Origin of the sequence: Tropicimonas sp. IMCC34043, from assembly GCF_003390845.1 — a bacterium.
Lineage (GTDB): Bacteria > Pseudomonadota > Alphaproteobacteria > Rhodobacterales > Rhodobacteraceae > Tropicimonas.
Window position 1 is genome coordinate 194134 of sequence record NZ_QMEK01000006.1, and the last position, 22206, is coordinate 216339.

Here is a 22206-nt window from a genome sequence, read left to right on the forward strand (position 1 = left end):
ATCATGGCAACCCTTGTCCTTGCCGGCCTCGGCTCGGCGATCGGCGGCGCGATCGGCGGATCGTTTCTCGGCGTGGGAATGGCGGCGATCGGGCAGGCGGTCGGGGCCTATATCGGGTCCGTGATCGACCAAAAGCTCATGGGCGGCACCGCGGCCAGCCGGCAGGAGGGGCCGCGGCTTGACTCGCTCGACGTCATGACAAGCCAAGAGGGCGGGACCTTGCCCGAGATCGCCGGCCGCGTCGGGATCTCGGGGCAAGTGATCTGGGCGGCGCGGCTGAAAGAGGTCGTCGACAAGGACACGGAAACCTACGGCTCGGGCAAGCAAAAGCAGAAGCTCACGAATGTCTTCTACTATTACTTCGCAAGCTTCGCCGTCTCGCTCGGCGAGGGGCCGATCGCGCATGTCGGGCGGGTCTGGGCGGACGGCAAGGAACTGGACCTGTCCGACCTGATCCGCAAGGGCCGGTTTCGCGTCTACCATGGCAACGAAACTCAAATGCCGGATCGGCTGATCGAGGAAATCGAAGGCGCGGCCCCGGCCAATCGTGGCACGGCCTATGTCGTTTTCGAGGATCTTCCGCTTGCGGATTTCGGGAACCGCGTGCCGCAGATCAAGGTCGAGGTTTTCGGTCGGTCCGGGGAAATGGAAAACCTTGTTCGCGGCGTGAACATCATCCCCGGTTCGACCGAATGGGGATACAACACGAAGGTTGTCAAACAGGTCGCCTACGATGGGTTTGGCGACGTGATCGACGAACGGCCGGAAAACACGGTCCGTTACGAGAAGATTGCCGATTGGCGGCTGTCGGCCGACCTGATGCAAGCCGTTCTGCCGAACCTCGGCACCGCGTCGCTTGTCGTGTCCTGGTTCGGCGATGATCTTCGCGCCGGGCAATGCACGATCGAGCCGAAGGTCGAGTGGAAGGACAAGAAGACGACGCCCGTCTGGGGTGTCGGCGGTCTTGATCGCGACGACGCCAGCGCCGTGACACGCGACGCCGAGAACCGCCCCGCCTATGGCTCGACCCCTTCCGATGCCTCTGTCGTGGCGGCAATCAAGGATCTGCGCGCGCGCGGCCTGCGGGTCGTGCTCTATCCCTTCGTGATGATGGACATAAAGGCGGAGTGGAACCTTCCCGACCCCTCGGGGATCGGGACGCAGGGCGCCTATCCGTGGCGCGGACGCATCGCGCCCGAGGCGGGCGAGGACGTCGACGCCGAGGTCGCGGCGTTCCTGTCGCGCTTTCGGCCCTTCATCCTGCATCTTGCGAGCCTTGCACGCGACGCCGGCGGCGTCGACGCTTTCCTGATCGGATCGGAAATGGTCGGGATGACGACGGCGCGCACGGCGTCGGGGGCTTATCCCTTCGTCGACGGCCTTGTCGCGCTCGCGGCCGACGTCAAGGCGATCCTGCCCAGCGCAAAGCTGTCCTATGCCGCCGACTGGTCGGAATATCATTCGCACCGGGTCGGCGGCGACATCCGGTTTCATCTTGATCCGCTCTGGTCGAGCCCCGACGTCGATTTCGTCGGGATCGACAATTACATGCCTCTCTCCGACTGGCGGTCGAGCGAGACCCATGCCGATCTTGACCACGATGCCGGGATCACGACGCCCTACAACCTCGATTATCTGAAATCGAACGTCGAGGGCGGTGAGTATTTCGACTGGTATTATCTGACCGGGGAGGATCGCGACGCGCAGATCCGCACGAAGATCGAGGACCTTGCGCATGGCGAGCACTGGATCTTCCGGCAGAAGGCAATCCGCGACTGGCACGCAAACTTCCACCATGACCGGCCGGGCGGTGTCCGCGCGGCGGCGCCGAGTGCGTGGGTTCCCGGCTCGAAACCGATCTGGTTCACCGAAACCGGCTGCCCGGCCGTCGATCTTGGCGCCAATCAGCCGAATGTCTTCTGGTCGCCCGGCTCGGCCGAAAGCGCGCTGCCCTATTATTCGTCCGGCCTGCGCGACGATTACATGCAACGCCAGTTCCTGCGCGCGACCTTTGAATGGTGGGCGGACAATGGCGGCTCCGTTCTCGACCCCGCGGACATTCAGGTCTGGTGCTGGGACGCCCGGCCCTGGCCCGAGTTCCCGAACCGGACCGACCGTTGGTCCGACGGGCCGGATTGGCGGCTTGGGCATTGGCTGAACGGCCGCGCCGGCGCGGCCCCCGTGGCCGAGACGGTTTCCCGCCGCCTGATCGAGCGTCACGGCTTCACCGCCGGCGCGATCGCGATCGGGGATTGCCACGGACAGGCGGAAGGGTATGCGATTTCCGGGCCGGTGAGCTTTCGCGACTTCCTGCAACCGTTCGAGGTCGCGCTCGGGATCACCGCGCGCGAAGTTGGCGGACGGCTCGAATTTGGAACCTCGGCCGGCGCCCGCAAGGTCGCCGGGGTGACGGATGCCGACATGGTGCCGACAAGCGACGATGCGGCGCCCTACACCGCGACCCGGGCGGCGCTGGAAGACGTCGCCGGCGCGGCGATCGTCCGCTTTCGTGACGGGATCGGAGATTATGAAACCGCCGCGGTGCGATCCTCGATCGACAACGGACCGGAGGAAGGCGAGGCGATCGCGGACTCGCCGCTTGTGCTCGATTTCGACCGGGCTTCGGTCGCGGCCGACCGGATCTTGCGCACCGCGGCGGACGGGCGCGAGAGGCTTGTCTTCAAGCTGCCGCGATCCGCGACGCAGATCCGGCCCGGTGTCATCCTTCCGGTGACGCTCGGCGGACTACCGGTACGGTTTCTTGATGTCCAGCGCGTCGTCGACGGCGAGGCGCTGACGGTCGAGGCGCGATCCTTCAACCGCGCGACCTTCTCGGGCTCGGTCGGGGCCGCGCGTGGGACGCGCGGCGGCGCTGTCATCCCGGCAAGGTATGCGACGCTTGTCCCGCTCGATCTGCCGCAAATCGACGGGCTGCCGGGCGGCGCGGCGGCGGGATATTTCGTCGGGCATTCCTCGCCATGGCCCGGCATGATCGCCGTCGATCGCTCGACCGATCCCGCGGGCGGGTTCCGGACCGACACGCTGATCGAGGTTCCGGGGACGATCGGGCGCACGATCGCGACGCTTCCGGCCGCTGCGGCGTGGCGCTGGACGGAAGGCCCGCTGGACGTCGAAATGTATTCGGGCGCGAGCTTCGTCTCGCGTCCGGAAGCCGACGTGCTGGGCGGCCTGAATGGGCTTGCCGTGCTGCATCCGGGCGGGTGGGAGGTCGTGCAATTCCGCATGGCCGAGCTGATCGGGCCGAACAGGTGGCGCCTGTCCGGCCTTCTGCGCGGCCAGCGTGGCACCGATCATCTGTGCGGCGATGCCCTTGGCGGTGGCGCGCGCGTCGTCTCGCTGGACGTGGCGGTGACAAAGGCGGCGGTATCGCAATCCGAGCTTGGGGCGCCGTTCTGGTATCGCTTCGGCCCGTCACAGACCGACCCAGAGGACCGCGCGACGCTGCAACACAGCTTCGCGGGCGTAGGGCTGCGCCCGTTCCGGCCCTGTCGCCTGTCGGCGCTCTGGTCCGGCGGCGATCTTGTCGTCGACTGGATCAGGCGCACGCGGGCGCTTGTCGGGACCTGGCCGACAAGCGGGTTCGACCCGGTGCTCGGCGAGACGTCCGAAGCCTATGCCGTCGCGGTCAGGAGCGGCGGCGCGACCCTCCGCTCGGCGACCGTCACGTCGCCCGGTTGGACCTACACGGCCGCCATGCGGGCCGCCGACGGCGCATCGGGCGCGATCTCGGTCGAGGTCGCGCAACTGTCCGAAACCTATGGCCCGGGTCTTGCGGCCGAAATCACCCTGGAGGTTTGACGAATGGCAAACACCGCCAACATGCGGTTTCCGCTGATCGCGGAGGGGCAGGCGCAACCGCATGTCATTGCGAACATGGGCGCGACCCTTTCCGATCTGGTCGCGGGCCGCACCGTCCTGTCGGCGTCGCTCGCGACGCCGCCGGTCGCCCCGGTCGAGGGCGACGCCTACATGCTGCCGTCCGGCGCCTCGGGCTGGACGTCGGCGGACGGCAACGATCCGGTCGGCGGCGATATTGCCCTGCGCCTCGCCGGCGCCTGGCACCGGATCGTGCCGGCACTCGGCTGGCGCTGGTATGTGCGCGACGAAGGCGGGGCGCGCATCTTCACCGCCGCTGGCTGGCGTGTCGGCGACGTCGTGACCGATGCCGGCGCGACCTTCGGCCTTCGCGTCGCCGAGGCGGTGCTCGACCTGTCGGGGGGCGCGACGGCCGCGGCCGGGCTTTTGCCGACGCGCGCGATCATCTGCGGCGTTTCAAGCTGGACGATCGCGACCGTGACCGGCGCGGCGTCCTATGACGTCGGGATTGCCGGTGAGCCGTCGAAATTTGGCGGATCGCTCGGCGCGCCTGCGGGGTCGAGCAACATCGGCGTTGTCGGGCCGTTCGCGACCTATGCGCCGGGCGACGTTCTTGTTACCGCGAACGGCGGCAGCTTCACCGGCGGGCGCGTCGGGCTTGCCGTGCTCGCCCTGGTGCCGGGGGTGCCTGTCTGATGGTCTGGAAACTCTCGAGCGCGGCCGGACTCGAGTCCGCCGCCCGCGCCGCCCTGTCGGCCGCCTTTCCTCTCGCCCTCAACGCCTCGCGCGCACCGCGCCCGACGCCCGAGGCGCGCTTGCCGGCCTTCACGGTCACGGTCACGCCCGAGCAATCCGAGCCCGCCGGCATGGGGTCGGGCGAGCGGCTGATCGACGGCACCTTGCGGGTCGAGGTCTTCGCGAAGGCCGCAGCGCCCGACCGGCCCGAATTGGCGGATCTGGCGACCGACGTCGTGGGCGTGATCCTCGGCGACCCCGGCCTCGCGATCGAGCTTGGCGCGATCGACGCCGGAACCGTCACGATCGAGACCGAGGCCGAGGCCGCGGCCTTCGCGCGGATCGAGGTCGCGTTCGGGATTCAGTGGCTTGAGGCGCCCGCCGTCTCGGCCGGGGTCCGCGCCCGCTTCGGCCTCGCCTGACCGGGGAAGACTGCGAGGGGCGGCCGCGCCCTTCTGCACCCTCCGGCAATGTCCGGAGCTCAACCGAGAGCGCGCCCGCCCGGCGCGCTCTTGTCGTTTCAACCGGAAGGGACGGCGCCGGAACGCGCCGGGAGGGGCAGGAAATGACAGAAAACGACACCGGACCGAATTATGGCCGGCGGCTCGACCGGATCGAGGGAAAGATCGACGATCTGTCCTCGGCGGTGGTCTCGCTTGCGCGGGTCGAGGAACGGCTTGTGACGCTGTTCAACCGAATGGCAAAGGTCGACGAAGTTCTGACCGCCACGGCGGGACGGCTTGCGACGCTTGAGACCACAAGTGCCAAGCGCGGCGTCGGGCTTGGCGCGGTCGAGCGGCTGTTCTGGATTGCCGTTGCGGCCCTTGTCGCCGCCGTGGTCCGGTTCGGGGCGGACCGATGAAGGCGCCCGAGATTGTCAGGGGCCGCGCCCGGACCGACGACGAACTGCGCGGCATTCTCGATTTCATCCTGCAGTGCGGCGGCAACGCGGCCGAGGCGGCGCGCCGGATGGGGATCGCCGATCGCTCGATTTACGCGATCGTGGCGCGCGCCGCGGCGCGCGGGGTCGAGCCGTCCAATCCCGCCGAGGTTCCGGCCGGGCATGTCATCAAGGGCGTTTCGGTCCTGCACACACTCGACCCCGCGACCGGCGCAATGGTCGAGCGCGCGCGCTGGACGAAGACCCGCGAGGAAGGGGTCACGCCCGAGGATTTTGTCGAGGCAATCCTTGCCGAAGCCGACACGCTGCGCGGTGCCGCGCCGATCGTCGCCCCGCCGGCCGTCGCATTCGATGCCGCCGAGCGGTTTCACCTGTTCCCGTGGCCCGACTTCCACCTTGGCATGTTGGCCTGGGGCGCGGAAACCGGCGAGGATTACGATTTGAAGATCGCCGAGCGGCTGGTGATGGACGCTTTCGAACAACTGGTCGGGCAGATGCCGGACGCCAATCAGGCAATTCTTCTCGGGCTTGGCGACCTGGTGCACTTCGACGATGACCGCAAGCGGACCGAACGCAGCGGCGCCGTTCTCGACGGCGACTCGCGGCACGCCAAGGTGCGCCGGGTCACGATCCGGCTTGTGATCTGGGCAATCCGGCTGCTGTTGTCGCGCTTCCCGCGGGTGCTGGTGCGCATCCTGCCGGGCAACCACGACGAACGCACGGCGGGCGCGATCGCCGACGCGCTGTCGCTGATCTATGAGACCGAGCCGCGCGTCGAGTTCGATCTCGACCCGGGACTCTGGTGGTTCTTCCGCCGCGGCCTGGTGCAGATCGGCGCGACCCACGGACATACCTGCAAACCCGCGCAGATGCCCGGCGTCATGGCGGTGCGCCGGGCCGAGGATTGGGCCGCGGCGAAGGTGCGGCGGTTCTATCACGGGCATCTGCACAACCGCATGATCGGCGAGGAATTGGGGACGCCGATCGAGTGCCTTCAAACCGTCGCGCCCCCCGATGCCTGGCACGCCGGCGCCGGATATGGCGCGGGCCGGTCGCTGGTCGGCATCGGTTTCCACGACACGGCCGGCGAGATCGGCCGCGCCTATGTGAACATTCTCGACGGGAGGGTCGCGCAATGACAGGGCGACTGATCGCGCTTGCTGGGCGGGCCGGGTCCGGCAAGTCGGCCGCCGCCAAGGCGCTGCCCTATGATTGGGACCGCCGCAAATTCGCCGACCCGCTCAAGAACATGCTGCGGGCACTCTATCGCACGGCGGGTCTTGCCGAGGCAGAGATCGAACGCCGGATAGAAGGGGATCTGAAAGAGGTTCCTGACCCGATCCTGTGCGGCGCAACGCCCCGCTGGGCAATGCGAAGCCTTGGCACCGAATGGGGGCGCTGCCTGATCGACCCCGGGCTTTGGGTTTCGATCGCCGAGCGCGGCGTCGCCTCGGCGATAGCGGCCGGCCGCGCCGTCGTGATCGACGATTGCCGGTTTCCGAACGAAGCCGAGGCGGTCCGCCGGCTCGGCGGGCGCGTCGTGATGATCGAGCGGCCGGGCGCGGACGTCGCCGCGGCGCATAGTTCCGAGGCGTTCGATTTCACCGCCGACGCGACGATCTGGAACGTCGGCCCGCTTGAAGCCTTGAGGGACGCAGCCCGCGCCCTTGCAGACCGGGAGACAGAAGAATGAACACATGGACGAACGTCGCCGAGGTTGTGCCCTGGGGCGAGGCGGCGGCCCCGGCCTATGAGCGGCCGTTCCCGCTGTGGGCGAGCGTGGCGACGCTGGAAATCTCGACCGGCGGCTCGGTCGAGATCCAGACCCGCGACCACACGGGGGCGTGGGTCGCGCGCCAGACGGTCGCGGAAGCCAACTCCACCGGCATAGTGAAGCTCGACGTGGCAGCAACGCCTTCGCTGCGGATCAACCCGATCTCGGGCGCACATTTCAGAGTCACCTTCCCGATTGATTGATCGGGGACGTCGACCGGCGGGCCGAGGGGTTCGCCGGTCGCCTGCGTTTTCGGGGTTGTGGCAGCGAACAGGGCCGCCACTCTTTGCCGGACTCGGGACTCGACGTATACAACGATTGGCCCATGGATAGGGGACGTTCAACCGTTCGGAGCCGTGTTTGCGGAGACCGAGGGGCCAAACTCCGCGAACGGGTCGGGAACGATTGAGCGGACTATATTGAACAGCGCAGAGTCGGCATCCATTGCCTTACGGACAGCGCGTTCGTATTGTGAAGTTCCTCCATACCCTAGTTTTCGAGCGATCAGATTTAAAGAGCCGGTACTTTTTACCTTGTATCGTTTGATAACACCTAACCAATCTTTGTTCTTTACAAGTGTATTCAGGTCGCGCTCAGCATCCGCAAGCAGCTGCTTCCCATCGACGGGAACCGTGAGGCTCTGGACTTCGTGAAAATGTTTATCAGTTGGCATTGATTGGACAAAGTCTTGACGGAACTTTCGGTAGGCCGTCTGCCGCGCCAAGCCCTCCGTGTTTCCTAGCCCAGAAAATGCCTCCGCAATCAGTTCCTCAAAACTAATGATCTCCGCCGACGCGTTTAGCATGTGTCGGACAACCTCCGGGTGATAATAAACGGATTCGATAGCATATACCCCAAGCGCAACAATGCCCGAACTGCGAAGCGATTCGAGATCGTGCCGATTATCGCAATCAACCAGCCCTCGACCAGTCATATGGTGGAGCATCGTGATCCTCTTTAGACTGAAAACTGCATCAACCACACCCTTGCAGTTACCAACCGGAATCACGTTGGCCTGCGGGAATAGTTTTTCATACATTGGCTTATCTCGGCTACTCTCATCACCTTCAACGAACAGAGCCTTGCTACGAGCGCCGAGAATTGCATCTGCGATTGCAGGCGGAAAATCAACAAGGTCGCAAAAGAACTCCGCTCGCCATCTTGGCTCAGGTTCATATTCGTACAAAACAAGAACTCTTGTCCCATATTCCTCACGCGGCAGCGTTAGATCATGCGTTGATACAACCCAGAACAAGTCCGGTCTGGTCAAACGGAGAAAGCTTAGAAGCGGGGATGAAATCGAACGGTGAAGGTGCCGTTCGGGCTCGTCAACCAGCATGAGTGAGCCGGCCTCGGCAAAAATCGTCTCACAAATCAGAATGAGCGCCGCGCGTTCACCATCTGACATCGCGCGGATTTCGAAAGATTTCGAATGGCCTTCCTTTTGGACGCAAAGCCCCGAATTTTCATCCCAAAATACCGAGATTGGAAATGATGCACTCCTAAGCGCAGAGTTTACAACATCTATTGGACGTTTGGCGAAAATTTCATCAAGTTCTTTGGCACTTATTCCGGCACGATGTGCATTGACGTACTTTTCATTTGCGTGCTCGCCAATCGACTTCAGTTGGAACAGCAATCTCCCCAGACGACCAGCATTATTGTGACCACTTCGCGTGAACCGAGAATTTGGGAGGTTAAATTGACCTTTCGCAATGTTCCCCATCTTTTGGGCCTCAGCCGCCGAAATCGAAACTGATGAAGAATCGAAAATAACCTCGCGGTTTCCAGATATGTGTACTACAGATTCCTCGTACCGAGCCCACTTGTGTAGGAGAGAAGATTTTCCAGAGCCGTTCGGGCCTATAACGTATAGCGCCGAACCTACGGGGATTTCCAAAGAAAGACTCGAGCCATTCATCAACTTCAAGTCGAGCGTCTTTACTGTCTTTTGCTGCGACTCCGCATGGTTCTTCATCGCTACCCAACCTTCTTTTAACGCCACACTATGCGATTGTTTGGACCCGCTGCAAAACATCTCCGGCCAATTTGCAAAGGCCCTCGTTGTTATCATGATATGGGATAAAACGTATCTGACCCAGATCGAATGGCACGTCGTCCTTCGACTGCGTAATTAAAATCACCTTCTTTCCTAGTGCATGTGCAATTCCAGCCTCATAGAACACATTGGGGTTCTTCCCGGTAAGATCGCAAATCACGATGTTAGACGTGCAGAGTAGCTCGGTAACATCATCCATAATGCGATTGTTATTCCAGAAGTCGTCTGCGCGATGACACTCATAACCTTCCGCCGTAAGAGACCTCTTAATTTCCTGATAGGCTCTACTAAAAGTTTCAGAGAACGGCATCATCATCGAGACTAGTTTTGGATTCGTCGGCTTTGTACTCATATTTAGGACATCTTGAGTCGGCCGACTGTCGAAACCTCTTCGATACAATGTGTAGAAGAGATCGGCATCTTTTATTGCCCAATGATTCCGCGAAAACTCCCACTCATCAATATTAAGCTCATCTGCCAGCGCTACTATGTCAGCGTTCGTGAGGCGGGGAATGCTGGGATCGATAGTGTACTGAAACCGGTAGTCACTGCCCCGCACTTCAACTTTGGAAATTCGGCCGACTAGCGCAATTTGATCTTTTTTGCCCTCTCCCATAAATACTGTCGGCATCGCCATTACCGCAAGTATGTCAAGCACACCACTTGGCATGAAATCATTGGCAACCTTGTCGTCGGTGTGTTCAAATACTCGACTGATAGGGATCGTGCCCCTCTTCTCGCCTTCGAGGCTGCTTGAGACAATTAAATTGAACATCGCACACTCCAGGTCTTTTCTCGTTTTGTACTAAATACCGCCTAACCCTATGGTTAACCGCGGAAGAACTTAAGTATACGTTGCTTTACCCGTCATTTGACCTCCGAGCCGTCGTCGGAGGCTTCGTCGCCAACGCTCTCAAAATGGTCTACTTCGTCGGGACTAGCGTGATCGACCTCATCGCGCGGCCAATATCCGCGCCCCTTCAAATGCACAATTCTATCCTGCATTCGCCAGAGCATGGTTTGCAGCACGACTGGAGGGTTCTTTCCATGAATTGTTATGCCTTTACTCGGGAGCGCCTCAATCAATTCATCGCGGTTCATGGGCTCACCATGCTCACGCAAGATCTCACGGGCGGCCTCCGCAACCACTTCCTTCCTGGGGTTTCTCGGCTTTTGAGGCGGTGTGACGACGGCGTCGTCTTCGATCGCCGCAGAGCTGGCGTGTCCGCCGGGAGCTGGACGGCCGGAATACTCTTCCCATTGACGAATGAAGCTGTCAGCACGGTCGACTGCGGACTGCCACTCGGTGATCTGACGCTTTGCCGTGGCTATCCTCTCGGATAGCTCAGCCCTCACTTTCACGGCCTTTTCAATTGCGATATCGGACATTGTATCCTCCGAAACAGTTCTAGACACTTGGTTACATGCCAGCTAGCACACAGTCAAAGCAATTCCATTCACGAAGGTAAATGTCTCTTGAATGGGGAATGGGGCGGGGGTACAACGTTTTCATGGGGATTCGGTCCCAGAAATGAAAACGGCTCCGCCGAGGTGTTACAGCACCAAGGAAGAGCCGGTTCCGAATTCGGAGCGCCAAATGTATGTGGTCGGGCGCGCTCCAGCGTGCAGGAAATCTTGATCCCCTCGCTTGTGGGAATCTAGGCCATTTCCAGCATCGCTTCAAGGCCTCGTCACAGAAGGACTTGGCTGATGGCGCATTCGCGCATCTGTCACCGTGTCCGCCCGTACACTCGCGTCCGCTTCGGTCGGATCGAGAATGTGCGTGCGCACAATCGGTGCTGTGGGTAACAGCCCGCACAATATCTGGCGTGCACCTATGCAATTTGCAGGGAAGTGCCAGCTAACCTGATCGACCTCTTTTCGGTCGCCGCCGGGCGGCTTCGTCCCCCGGCGGCTTTTTTTGTCTCGAGTTCTCTGCGCTCTCCTAAGTATCCGGCTTGCCCTGGTGCGGGAGATCATTGCTCGCGAAGTGCCCATTCAACAGGGAAAGGCGGGTCTGTTTTGCGCTTGCTGATTGGCAAGATGTGAGCGGCTTCGATGTTAGATCGCCTTCGACACACACGAATCTGTCGATCATTCTTCGTCAGACATCCATGTTGTATCGGTTGGAACACCGCGTCAATCAATCGACGTATCGGGATAGATGAGTGTGCGGGACGAAACGGTGAACGCTTGCGAGCTGCCTCTTGAGCCGATCAAGCGTCTAAATTGGCTCTGATGAATTGTCTTCACGGCCGCGCACTCGTCACACTGTGGTCGTCGGAGACTTGCAAATGATCGTCGTCAACCTCTTTTGTGTTCGGTGCATGTCGGGCAGCACGATGAACCTCGCCCTACATTCCCTCTACAACATTCCCTGAATTGTCCTGGTGTACGAATTCGCTTCGGCCGCTGCCGCATAGCCGCAATCCCACCTGTGAACTCAGAGCACTGCAGGCTTGTTCGTTTCGCCTTTGGAACCCGGTGTGCGCTTTGGGCGCGCTTGATTGTTTTCTTAGCGTCGACGGTACGTGGAGAAATACTCACTTTCAAGATTCCCTCGACGACTTACCCTGCCCCCTATCCGTCCTCCGCCAGCGCCGTCGAGGATACGCAACAATTCCCGCAACGTTGGCGGCGCGTCCGTCCGGTATTGTGTTGTTATTAATATATAAAAATCTCGCCTCATGGGCGGTTCGCTTCATCCCCAGCGCGCCACTTCACCATTTCCCGTTTGAAATTCATCTATCGCCCGGAGTGGACAGGTTAATTCTTGCGTCCACAGGTCTTCGGTCCGGTCGTGCAGCGGAGGTGTCGCAAATGCCGGTAGAAGGAGCGTCTTCTCCGCGATCAGATCGGCAGTTTGGCTGAATTTCGCAACGGCCTGACAGAGACTGTATCGCGAGCTCGAACGACTCCTCAAAGGTATGGCGAGGCCCCCAGACCGGCCGCAGCTTTCGCGACCCCGCGAGTCGCCACGGGCAAAGACGCGCCCTGGGTTCGGCCCGACGGGCCGGATAGCCAGCCGCACAACCCCGAGTATCTGACCCATCTCGTCAGCAAATTTGCCTATGACGATACAATCCTTTCGACCGATGCCGGCGCGCCGACGGTCGAGCCGACGCGTGACATCGGGGGCAGCGGCAGGCGCCCGCTGTCTTTCCCGGCAATTCTTGGGTCGAGGGCGCCTGTGGACCAGCCGCCGACGCAGTCCTTGATCAAATTCGAACAGACCAAGGAGGTTGCCTTTACATGCTGAAGGCGATCCTCGATGGCTGTGGCGACGAAGTCCATGAACCGGCCGCGACAGATTTGCGGCAATCCCCGTCGCGAGCGTCTGGCGGGAAACGACTTTCCAGGCGCGCGCAGGTCACGTCCTGCGCTGGAGGCTTGCAATCTGGAGCGCGACCCCGCCGCCGGCAAGCAGAACGCCAAGCAGCGTCACGCCGCTCCAGCCGGCCGTCTTCCATGCCCAGACTGCCGCGGCAGAGCCGATTGCGCCGCCGAGGAACATGCAACTCATGAACAGCGTATTGATCCGTGCGCGCGCCTCGGGACGCAGCGCATAGACGATGTGCTGGTTCGAAACCATCGCGCTCTGCACGCCAAAGTCGAGCAGGATGACGCCGACGATCAACCCGGCGAGCGAGGTCCAAAGACCGAACACCCCCCAGGCCAGAAGCGTCAGCAAGGCGCCGAAGGCAATCGTCTGGTGCGGTCCGCGCCGGTCCGCGACCCGCCCCGCGACGGGCGCGGCAAGCACACCGACGGCGCCAACGATGCCGAACAACCCGGCGACATCGGCACCAAGGCCGAAGCGCGGCTGTTGCAGGCGCAGCGCCAGGATGGTCCAGAAGGCGCTGAAGGCGCCAAAAAGCAACGCCTGCGTGAGGGCCGCCCGTCGCAAGGCGGCGAATTCGCGCCACAAGCCGACGAGCGAGCCGAGCAGCGCGCCATAGCCAAGCTGCGAGTCCGGCCTGCTGCGCGGCAGCCGCCAGGCCATGACCGCGCCGGTGCCAAGCGCCAGCGGCACGCCAAGCCAGAACATCTCTCTCCAGCCGGCGTGGGTGGCGACAAATCCCGCGACCGTTCGGCTGAGCAGGATACCGCAGAGCAGCCCGGCCATCACGGTTCCAACCGTGGCGCCCCGCCGCTCTGGCGCCGCAAGATGAGCGGCAAGCGGCACGATCTGCTGGGCCACGGTGGATGCCGCCCCCACGAGAAGCGATGCCGCCACAACCAGTGCCGCGGTAGGGGAAACCGCAACCATCGCCAGCGCCGCGGCAAGCGCCACGAACTGGATAACGATCAGCGTCTTGCGCTCGATCAGATCGCCCAGCGGAACCAGCAGAAGCAGCCCGGCCGCATAGCCGAGCTGCGTCGCCGTCGGCACCAGGCTGGTGATTCCGCCCGGCAGTGCCTGCTCCATGACGCCGAGCATCGGCTGGTTGTAGTAGATATTGGCAACCGCGACCCCTGCAGCCACCGCCATCGCGAGGATCAGGCCCCTGCCAGCGGGGTTGGCGGTTGCCGACCCGGGTTTGTGTGCGACGGCCGTCATGACATTCTCCTAGTGAACGGGATCTTCAGCGCTCGGCGCTCGGGGACTGCGATCATGATCGCAGCCTATTTGGCCCAAGCGCCCGGCGGTATCCAAATCTGAGTATGACTGCGGCCACCGCGGTGTGTCGATTTGTTATTTTATGATACATTTCGGGAATGTGTGTTATTTTTTGTTGATTTTGGCTGGATCTTGTGACGTTGTGAGACTCAAGAACGGAAAAAGGGGGGGCATCATGTCGTCAGCAAAAGATCTCCGCGTATGTGTCGTCGGCCTGGGGTCGATGGGTATGGGGGCTGCCGTGTCCTGCGTGCGGGCGGGTTTGCGTACCTGCGGTATCGACCTTGACGCCGGACGCAGGCAGGCCTTCGTCGAAAGTGGTGCCGAAGACGTGGCTGCCGCGGCGACCAATCTTTCCGGAGCGTTCGACGCCGTCGTGGTACTGGTGGTCAATGCGGCTCAGGCCCGGCAGGCGATCCTCGGGGACGGTGGGATCGCTGCCAGGGTCAAGCCCGGCGGGGCGGTGATGGTCAGCTCAACCCAATCGGCCGACGATGCCCGCGCGCTGGGGCGCGACCTGGAAAAGCTGGGCCTGCTGATGCTGGACGCGCCGGTTTCGGGCGGACCGGTGAAGGCGGCAGAGGGCGAGATGACCGTGATGGCATCGGGTTCAGATGCGGCCTTTGCGGCGCTGGCCCCGGTGCTCGATGCGATAGCTTCGAAGGTCTACCGGATCGGTGACGAGATCGGCCTCGGGTCCATGGTCAAGGTCATCCACCAGCTTCTGGCCGGGGTTCATATCGCCGCCGGCGCCGAGGCGATGGCACTGGCGGCGCGGGCGGGCATTCCGCTTGACGTCATGTACGACGTGGTGACGAACGCCGCCGGCAATTCCTGGATGTTCGAGAACCGCATGAAGCATGTGGTCGATGGCGACTACAGCCCGCGCTCGGCCGTCGACATCTTCGTCAAGGATCTGGGCCTCGTGACCGAGACCGGCCGCAGCCTGAAATTCCCGCTGCCGCTCGCCTCGACCGCCTTCGCCATGTTCCAGGAGGCCAGCAACGCAGGCTTCGGACGAGAGGACGACAGCGCCGTCATCAAGACCTTTTCGGGCGTCACCCTGCCCCGGAAGGAGGCTTGATCATGCAGATCGGGGTCATTGCCGACGATTTCACCGGGGCGACCGACATCGCGGGCTTTCTTGTCGCCAACGGACTGGCCACCACGCAGATGATCGGCGTGCCGGACGCGGATGCCCGGGTCGCGGGCGAGGCGGTGGTGATATCGCTCAAGTCACGCTCGAACCCGGCTGACGAAGCCGTGGCCGACAGTCTGGCGGCGCTGACCTGGCTGCGCGCCCGTGGCTGCAAGCAGATCTTTCAGAAATACTGCTCGACCTTCGATTCCACCGCTCACGGCAACATCGGCCCGGTGGCCGATGCGCTTCTCGATGCGCTCGACAGTGATCTGACGGTGGTCTGCCCCTCGCTGCCGGTGAACGGGCGCACCGTCTATAACGGCTATCTGTTCGTCAATGGCGTGCTGCTGGAAGACTCCGGCATGCGCGACCACCCGATCACGCCGATGCGCGACAGCAGCCTTGTGCGTCTGATGGAGGGCCAGTCGCGCGGCGCCTGCGGCGTGGTGCCGGTCGAGACCGTCGAACAGGGGGTCGATGCAGTTCGGGCGGCGATTGCGGCCGCGCGGGGCGCGGGCAAACGCTATGTGGTGCTCGACGCCATCACCGACGCGCATATCGACGTTCTGGGGCAGGCTGTCCGGGATATGGCGCTGGTCACCGGCGGCTCGGGGCTTGCGGCCGGGATCGCGCGGGCACTATGTGCCCCGGCGCAGGCCGGTACATCCGATGCCGCGGCGGCGGGCCAGCCTCTGGCCGGCCGCGGCGTGGTGCTGGCCGGGTCCTGTTCGCAAATGACCCGCCAACAGGTCGCGGCATATCGAAAGATCGCTCCTGCGCTTGCGGTCGATCCTGCGCGTTGCGTGGCCGAGGCCGAAGCCTATGGCGCGGAACTCGCCGAATGGGTTCTGGCGCAGCCGGCGGGTGCCGACATGCCCGCCCCGCTGGTCTATGCCACGGCCGATCCCGACGCCGTGCGCAAGGTGCACGACCGGTTCGGCGCCGCCGCCTCCGAGGCGGTCGAGACGAGCTTTGCCACCATCGCGGCCCGTCTTGCCGATGCCGGGATTACCCGCTTTGTGGTGGCGGGCGGCGAGACCTCGGGCTCCGTGGTCAAGGCGCTTGGCCTTTCGGGCTTTGCCATCGGGCCGCAGATCGCGCCGGGGGTGCCCTGGGTCCGGGCGATCAACAAGCCCTATTCGCTGGCGCTCAAATCCGGCAATTTCGGCGCCGAGGACTTTTTCCTCGACTGCCAGCCGCTCGAGGTTCGGGCGGCCTTCAAGGAGCCGCAGGAGGCGCATTCATGAGCCGGGATGCCAATGCCGAACGTCTGTGCCGGCTTTGCGCCAGCCTGTTCGACCGGGGATATTCGGTCGGCGGGGCAGGCAACGTCTCGGTCCGACTGGACGACGGCGGCTTTCTGGTCACGCCGACGGGCGGCAGCCTGGGCCGGCTGACCCCCGACGCGCTGTCCGAGATCGACGCCGCGGGCAATCCGATGCCGGGGCCGAAGCCCTCGAAGGAATTCGCCTTTCACCGGGCGCTGTTTCAGGTCCGTCCCGATGCCGGTGCCATCGTGCACCTGCATTCGACCTATCTGACCGCGCTGTCCTGTCTGCAGGATCTGCCGCGCGACAACGCCATCCGCCCCTTCACACCCTACTACGTGATGCGGATCGGCTATATGCCGGTGATCCCCTATTACCGCCCCGGCGCGCCCGAGATCGCGCGCGATCTGGCCGAGGCCGCACAGGCGCATCCGGTGCAGGCCTTCCTGCTGGCCTCTCACGGGGTCGTGGTGCTGGGTCGCGACATCGACGACGCGGTCAACAATGCCGAAGAGCTGGAAGAGACGGCCAAGCTCGCCTTCCTGCTGCGCGGCGAAAAGGTACGCTATCTGACCGATGATGATATCGGCGAGCTGAGGAGGTGAGAGAATGGTTCGCATTGCTGCCAACCTGACGATGATGTTCACTGAGGTGCCGTTCCTCGACCGTTTCGCCCGGGCCGCCAACGCCGGTTTCGAAGCAGTGGAATTCCTGTTCCCCTATGACTATCCGCTCGCCGAGGTGAAGGCGCAGCTTGACCGCAATGGCCTGAAGCTGACGCTGATCAATGCCTTTGCCGGCGACTGGGCCGGCGGCGAACGCGGCTTTGCCGCCCGTCCGGGCAAGCAGACCGCGTTCGATGCGAGCGTTGCCCAGGCGCTCGACTATGCGACCGCCCTTGGATGTCCGCGCATCCATGTGATGTCGGGCCTCACCGGCGGCGAGCCCGACCGCGCCGCCTGCGAGGCGGTCTGGGTGGAGAATATGCGCAGTGCCGCCGACAAGGCGGCACGTGCGGGGCTCGATATCTCGATCGAGCCGCTGAACACCCGCGACATGCCGGGCTATTTCATCTCGCATCAGGACGAAACCCTGGCGCTGATCGACCGGCTCGACCGGCGGAACGTGCTGCTGCAATTCGATGTTTATCACGCCCAGATCATGGACGGCGACATCACCCGCCGGATCGAACGGCTGAAGGGTGCCTATGGCCATGTCCAGATCGCCTCGGTGCCCGACCGGCACGAACCCGACGAGGGCGAGCTTGACTATACCCATGTCTTCGCCGCCTTCGACCGAGTGGGGTTCGACGGCTATCTCGGCTGCGAGTACAATCCGCGCGGCCTGACCGAGGATGGCCTTGGCTGGGCCAGACCCTATCTCAAGCGCAAGGCCGCCTGAGATGATCCCCGCCGAGCGCCAGCATTTCATCCTGTCCTGCCTGGCCAAGCGCGATGTGATGAGCATCGCGGAACTGACCGAACGGCTGGACGTCTCGCACATGACGATCCGCCGCGACATCCAGGCGCTGGAACGCAGCGGCCGGGTGATTTCGGTCAGCGGCGGGGTACGCCTCAGCCAGAGGCTCGATTTCGAGCCGTCGCATCTGGTCAAGACCGGGATCCGCACCGCCGAAAAACGCGCGGTCGGACGTGCTGCGGCCGATCTGGTCGAGGACGGGATGGTGATCTACCTCGACGCCGGCACAACGATGCTGGAGATCGCCCACCTGATCGCCGACCGGCAGGATTTGACTGTGGTCACCAACGACTTTGCGGTCGCGGCCCATCTCAGCGTCAATTCCCTCTGCACGCTCTATCACACGGGCGGTCTGGTCGAGCGCGACAACCAGTCCTGTGTCGGCGATGCGACGGCCGAGGCGCTGACCCGCTTCAATTTCGACATTGCCTTCATCTCGACGTCGTCGTGGTCGATCTCGGGGCTGAGTTCTCCATCCGAGGCCAAGCGGCCGGTCAAGCGGGTTGCGGTGCAGGGCGCGCGGCGCGCGGTGTTCGTCTCGGATTCGTCGAAATACGGCGTCATCGCCGCAATCAATGTGATGCCCCTCGACAGCTTCGACACGGTTGTCACCGACAACCAGATCGAAACCACCGTGATCGAGGCCATCCGCAAGAAGGGGGTCGAGGTGATCGTCGCCAGCAACGGGCAGGCGAACGATCCGGGCGAGAGGCGCCTGCCCGATCCCCAAGCAAGGAGGAACGTCGAATGAGAGTTGTTGTGACTGGCGGGGCCGGGTTTCTTGGCAGCCGTCTGATCGAGGCCCTGTTGACCGGGGGCGGTCTTCCCGGAAAGGGCGCGGTCGAGTCGATCCTGTCGTTCGACCGGGTGGCCTGCCCGGTGAAGGATCCGCGGGTGGAAAGCAGGATCGGATCCATCGACGATCCAGATTGCGTCGCGGCGGCCCTCAGCGGGGAGGTCGACGTCGTCTATCACCTCGCGGCGGTGCTCTCGGGCCAGTCCGAGGCCGAATTCGAAACCGGGTTGCACATCAACGTCGATGCCACCCGGCTGCTGCTGGAGGCCTGCCGCAAGCTGCCGCGCCCGCCGCGGTTCATCCTGACCAGCTCGCTTGCCGTCTTCGGCGGGCCGATGCCGGAGGTGGTTCCCGAAACCCTCGCCCCCATGCCCCAGTCCTCCTATGGCGTTGGCAAGGCCATTGGCGAGCTTCTGGTCTGTGAATACAGCCGCAAGGGGTTTGTCGATGGCATCGTCTGCCGGCTGCCCACCATCGCGGTCCGCCCCGGCAAGCCCAACTCGGCCGCTTCGTCCTTTGTGTCGGGCATAATTCGCGAGCCGCTGAACGGCGAGGACAGCGCCTGTCCGGTCCCGCTCGACACCCGGCTGTGGATCTCGTCGCCTGAGACGGCGATTGCGAACCTCGTGCTGGCGGGCGGGATCGAGGGTGCACGCCTCGGGATCAACCGGGTGCTGAACCTTCCCGGCATCACCGTCACCGCGGCCGAGATGCTCGACAGCCTGACACGGCTTGCCGGGCAAGCGGCCCGCGACCGGGTGGCGCTGACCAGCGATCCGAAGGTCATCGACATCGTCTGCAGCTGGCCCGGGGCCTTCGACGTCGCGCGCCCTGTCGCGCTGGGGTTCGTTGCCGACACCGCATTCGATGCGGTGGTCCGCCAATACATGGACGGCCTGCCGCGACAGATACCCAAGGGCATGGACACCGGGGCCTCCACAGCCGTCTGACGCGGCGGACGGCAAAGGCACAGACCAAGTTCAGAGAAGTTCCAGCGGACGCCAAGGCCGGGCGACCGTTGAGTCCGCTTGCCCTGCGCTCTGCGCGGGACGGCCCACCTTTGTCACGGCCAACGACATCAAAGCGCAAAAAAGAGCGCGCCCACTCGGAGGAGTATCCCCATGGCTGAACCAGGAATGGAGTTCCAGCTCATATTTGGCCTCGCATTGGCCATTTTCATTCTGATCTTTCTTGTGGTCAAGACGAAGGTCCACGCTGTCGTCGCGCTGGTCATCGCGGCCTCGATCGCGGGCCTGATCGGCGGCATGATGCCGTCTGACGTTGTCAGTTCGATCACCACCGGATTTGGCAAGACGCTCTCGACCATCGGCCTTGTGATCGGCTTCGGCGTGATGATGGGGCGGGTGCTCGAAGTGTCGGGCGCGGCCGAGAAGATGGCTTATACGCTGGTCCGCTGGCTCGGCGAAAAGAAGGAAGAATGGGCGCTGGTGATCACCGGCTATATCGTGTCGATCCCGATCTTCTGTGACTCGGCCTTTGTCATTCTGACGCCGCTCGTGAAGGCGCTGGCGCGCAGCACCGGCAAGTCGATCCTGACCCTGGGGATCTGTCTGGCCGGCGGTCTGATGCTGACCCACCACGCCGTGCCGCCGACACCGGGGCCGCTGGGCGTTGCCGGGATCTATAACGTCGATATCGGCCTGATGATCTTCTGGGGCGTCGTCTTCACCATTCCCGGGACGTTCGTGATCGTTGCCTATGCCCGCCGCATGGGGCCACGGATCGAGAAGATGATCGAAAAGGACACCGGTGAAGACATCGGGGCCGCCTATCGCGCCTTCAAGGTCGCAGCCGACGAGCGCGACAAGGAACTGCCCTCGCTGCTTCTGTCGACCGCGCCGCTGATCCTGCCCATCGTGCTGATCTTTCTCAACACAATCGCCACCCTCATCGTCAAGGCTTCGGGCGATCCGACGCTGGCGGGCTCGGTGCCGGTACAGATTGCCAGTTTCATCGGTAACCCGGTGATTGCTGTCGGCATCGGTCTGCTGGTCGCCGTCTACACCCTGCTGCCGAAGACCCCGCGCAACGACGCAATCAAATACATGGAACAGGGCGTGGAAAGCGCCGGCATCATCCTGCTGGTGACCGGCGCGGGCGGCGCCCTGGGGGCGGTGCTGCGCGACTCGGGCGCCGGTGACGTGATCGGCCAATCGGTTGCGGGCCTGCCGATCCCGGCGATCCTGATCCCCTTCGTGATCGCCTCGCTGGTGCGCCTGATCCAGGGTTCGGGCACCGTGGCAATGATCACCGGCGCCTCGATCTCGGCACCGATCCTCGCGGCCATGCCAGATGTGAACATGGTGTTCGCGGCTCAGGCTGCCTCGATCGGGTCGATGGTCTTCGGCTATTTCAATGACAGCTACTTCTGGGTCATCAACCGGATGCTCGGAGTGAAATACGCCAAACACCAGATGCTGGTCTGGTCGGTGCCCACCACGCTTGCCTGGGCGTCGGCACTGGTCATGCTGCTGATCTGCAACGCACTTTTCGGCTGATCGGGACAGACACCGCCGATGAAGGTCGGGGGCCTCCCTTCGGCTCTTTCATCGGCGGTGTCTGAACCTCGGTCTGAGCGACGCTGGCCGGTCAGTGCCAGACCCACAGCGCGCAGAACGATGGCACACACCGCCGCGATCATCGCGATACGCCGCCAGACGATCGCAGCGCTCCTCTCGGGCATTCCCAGATCTCTATTGCGCGCCAATCCGACCGAGGAACCCTTTGACAAGCGCGATGGCCTGTTTCGTGGCCTCGGGCGAGAACTCCAGCGTGCTGAACAGCGACTTTTCCTGCTGGTCGAAGCCGTGGGTCGTGCCTTCCAGCACATGCCATTCGACCGGAAGCCCGTTTGCCTTCATGCGCTCGGCAACAGCAAGGCACGCCTCCTCGTTGACGATCGTGTCGTCCTCGACCACCAGAAACTGCACCGGCAGATCGGCGCTCCAGCCGTGGCGCGAGACCTGGCTACCGACACCGCAGTAGGGATAGAGCAGGACCGCGCCGACCACCCCGTCAAGCCCCATGTCGCCCTGTCCCTCGGGCCAGCGCGCGAGGTTGAAAGGCCGTCTTCCCTGCCCGCTCAGCGACAGCAGATCGAGGATCGACCAGCCGCCATGCGAACTGCCGATGAGGACGATCCGGTCAGGATCGACCCGCGGCATGGCCCGCACATCGGCCAGGGCAACCGCGATGTCGCCGGCCCGTTCGCCACCGGTCAGGACCTGCCCGGCACAGACCAGACGCCAGAGCTGCGCCTCCGTCAGACCTCGCGGTCCGTGGCTGTCGACCATCATCGCGCCCCAGCCCATCCGGTTCAGCGCCTCCGCCCAACGGCCAAGGTTGTCTTTCGGCCCGTCGCAGCCCGAGATCAGAATCGCGGTCGGAAATGGCCCCGGCCCCGACGGTAACTGAACGCGATAGGACGGCCGCAGCATCTGTGCCAGGGCTTCCGGGTCCTGCCGTTCCACCGACCAGCCCTGGTAGCGCAGATACGTGTTGCACCCGAGCAATCCCATGGCAGCCGCGATGGCACCAAGCCCCGAAACGATCCAGATCCATCGTCGTTGCATCT

General features: G+C 63.5%; 19 protein-coding genes. 14 read left to right on the forward strand and 5 right to left on the reverse strand.

Translation table 11 applies throughout. The features are described 5' to 3' along the window. Positions 1 to 3 precede the first annotated feature (3 nt). From DQG17_RS18450 to DQG17_RS18480, 7 genes are all read left to right on the forward strand, one after another. On the forward strand, positions 4 to 3819 hold the full coding sequence (locus tag DQG17_RS18450; protein ID WP_116134345.1) for a glycoside hydrolase/phage tail family protein: 3816 nt from the start codon (positions 4 to 6) through the stop codon (positions 3817 to 3819). Positions 3820 to 3822: 3 nt separating this feature from the next. Next, positions 3823 to 4533, forward strand: a complete 711-nt coding sequence (locus DQG17_RS18455; protein ID WP_116134346.1) for a DUF2793 domain-containing protein — start codon at positions 3823 to 3825, stop codon at positions 4531 to 4533. Beyond that, the gene (locus DQG17_RS18460) at positions 4533 to 4994 is read left to right on the forward strand and encodes a hypothetical protein (RefSeq protein WP_116134347.1); all 462 of its coding nucleotides are present in this window, start codon (positions 4533 to 4535) and stop codon (positions 4992 to 4994) included. The genes DQG17_RS18455 and DQG17_RS18460 overlap by 1 nt, the downstream gene beginning before the upstream one ends. Before the next feature lie 143 nt (positions 4995 to 5137). Beyond that, complete coding sequence (locus tag DQG17_RS18465) at positions 5138 to 5434, forward strand: hypothetical protein (protein ID WP_116134348.1); 297 nt, start codon at positions 5138 to 5140, stop codon at positions 5432 to 5434. Further along, positions 5431 to 6612: a hypothetical protein gene (locus DQG17_RS18470; RefSeq protein ID WP_116134349.1), complete on the forward strand. Its 1182-nt coding sequence runs from the start codon at positions 5431 to 5433 to the stop codon at positions 6610 to 6612. The genes DQG17_RS18465 and DQG17_RS18470 overlap by 4 nt, the downstream gene beginning before the upstream one ends. Continuing rightward, the gene (locus tag DQG17_RS18475; RefSeq protein WP_116134350.1) at positions 6609 to 7166 is read left to right on the forward strand and encodes a deoxynucleotide monophosphate kinase; all 558 of its coding nucleotides are present in this window, start codon (positions 6609 to 6611) and stop codon (positions 7164 to 7166) included. Before DQG17_RS18470 ends, DQG17_RS18475 begins: the two co-directional genes overlap by 4 nt. Further along, positions 7163 to 7450, forward strand: a complete 288-nt coding sequence (locus DQG17_RS18480) for a hypothetical protein (protein WP_116134351.1) — start codon at positions 7163 to 7165, stop codon at positions 7448 to 7450. Before DQG17_RS18475 ends, DQG17_RS18480 begins: the two co-directional genes overlap by 4 nt. Positions 7451 to 7587: 137 nt before the next feature. Here DQG17_RS18480 and DQG17_RS18485 read toward each other — a convergent pair whose 3' ends face one another. The 4 genes from DQG17_RS18485 to DQG17_RS18500 all read right to left on the reverse strand — a co-directional run bounded on the left by DQG17_RS18485 (position 7588) and on the right by DQG17_RS18500 (position 13867). Further along, positions 7588 to 9225, reverse strand: a complete 1638-nt coding sequence (locus DQG17_RS18485) for an AAA family ATPase (RefSeq protein ID WP_157973671.1) — start codon at positions 9223 to 9225, stop codon at positions 7588 to 7590. 28 nt (positions 9226 to 9253) lie between these two features. Further along, complete coding sequence (locus DQG17_RS21770) at positions 9254 to 10081, reverse strand: hypothetical protein (RefSeq protein WP_157973672.1); 828 nt, start codon at positions 10079 to 10081, stop codon at positions 9254 to 9256. Between the two features lie 92 nt (positions 10082 to 10173). Next, the gene (locus tag DQG17_RS18490; protein ID WP_116134353.1) at positions 10174 to 10695 is read right to left on the reverse strand and encodes a hypothetical protein; all 522 of its coding nucleotides are present in this window, start codon (positions 10693 to 10695) and stop codon (positions 10174 to 10176) included. Positions 10696 to 12676: 1981 nt separating this feature from the next. Then, positions 12677 to 13867 carry an MFS transporter gene (locus DQG17_RS18500; RefSeq protein ID WP_198666192.1) on the reverse strand — a complete coding sequence of 397 codons (1191 nt, stop codon included), beginning with the start codon at positions 13865 to 13867 and terminating at the stop codon, positions 12677 to 12679. A 235-nt stretch (positions 13868 to 14102) separates the two neighbouring features. Between DQG17_RS18500 and ltnD the strand changes: the two genes are divergently transcribed. The 7 genes from ltnD (at position 14103) to DQG17_RS18535 (ending at position 21130) form a co-directional block, all read left to right on the forward strand. Beyond that, complete coding sequence (gene ltnD, locus DQG17_RS18505; protein WP_116134355.1) at positions 14103 to 15011, forward strand: L-threonate dehydrogenase; 909 nt, start codon at positions 14103 to 14105, stop codon at positions 15009 to 15011. A 2-nt stretch (positions 15012 to 15013) separates the two neighbouring features. Continuing rightward, on the forward strand, positions 15014 to 16315 hold the full coding sequence (otnK, locus tag DQG17_RS18510) for a 3-oxo-tetronate kinase (protein ID WP_116134356.1): 1302 nt from the start codon (positions 15014 to 15016) through the stop codon (positions 16313 to 16315). Further along, positions 16312 to 16941 (forward strand): aldolase, encoded by a 630-nt coding sequence (locus DQG17_RS18515; protein ID WP_116134357.1) that lies wholly within the window; start codon positions 16312 to 16314, stop codon positions 16939 to 16941. The genes otnK and DQG17_RS18515 overlap by 4 nt, the downstream gene beginning before the upstream one ends. Positions 16942 to 16945: 4 nt before the next feature. Continuing rightward, a complete protein-coding gene (gene otnI, locus DQG17_RS18520; protein ID WP_116134358.1) occupies positions 16946 to 17737 on the forward strand; it encodes a 2-oxo-tetronate isomerase in 792 nt (263 codons plus the stop codon). Between the two features lies 1 nt (position 17738). Continuing rightward, a complete protein-coding gene (locus DQG17_RS18525) occupies positions 17739 to 18566 on the forward strand; it encodes a DeoR/GlpR family DNA-binding transcription regulator (RefSeq protein WP_116134359.1) in 828 nt (275 codons plus the stop codon). Next, entirely contained in the window at positions 18563 to 19561 is a 999-nt protein-coding gene (gene denD / locus DQG17_RS18530) for a D-erythronate dehydrogenase (protein ID WP_116134360.1), read from the forward strand. Before DQG17_RS18525 ends, denD begins: the two co-directional genes overlap by 4 nt. A gap of 171 nt (positions 19562 to 19732) precedes the next feature. After that, complete coding sequence (locus tag DQG17_RS18535; RefSeq protein ID WP_198666194.1) at positions 19733 to 21130, forward strand: GntP family permease; 1398 nt, start codon at positions 19733 to 19735, stop codon at positions 21128 to 21130. 195 nt (positions 21131 to 21325) lie between these two features. On the opposite strand, the gene DQG17_RS18540 is transcribed toward DQG17_RS18535, so the two are convergent. Next, positions 21326 to 22204: a dienelactone hydrolase family protein gene (locus tag DQG17_RS18540; protein WP_157973673.1), complete on the reverse strand. Its 879-nt coding sequence runs from the start codon at positions 22202 to 22204 to the stop codon at positions 21326 to 21328. Between the last annotated feature and the right edge of the window lie 2 nt (positions 22205 to 22206).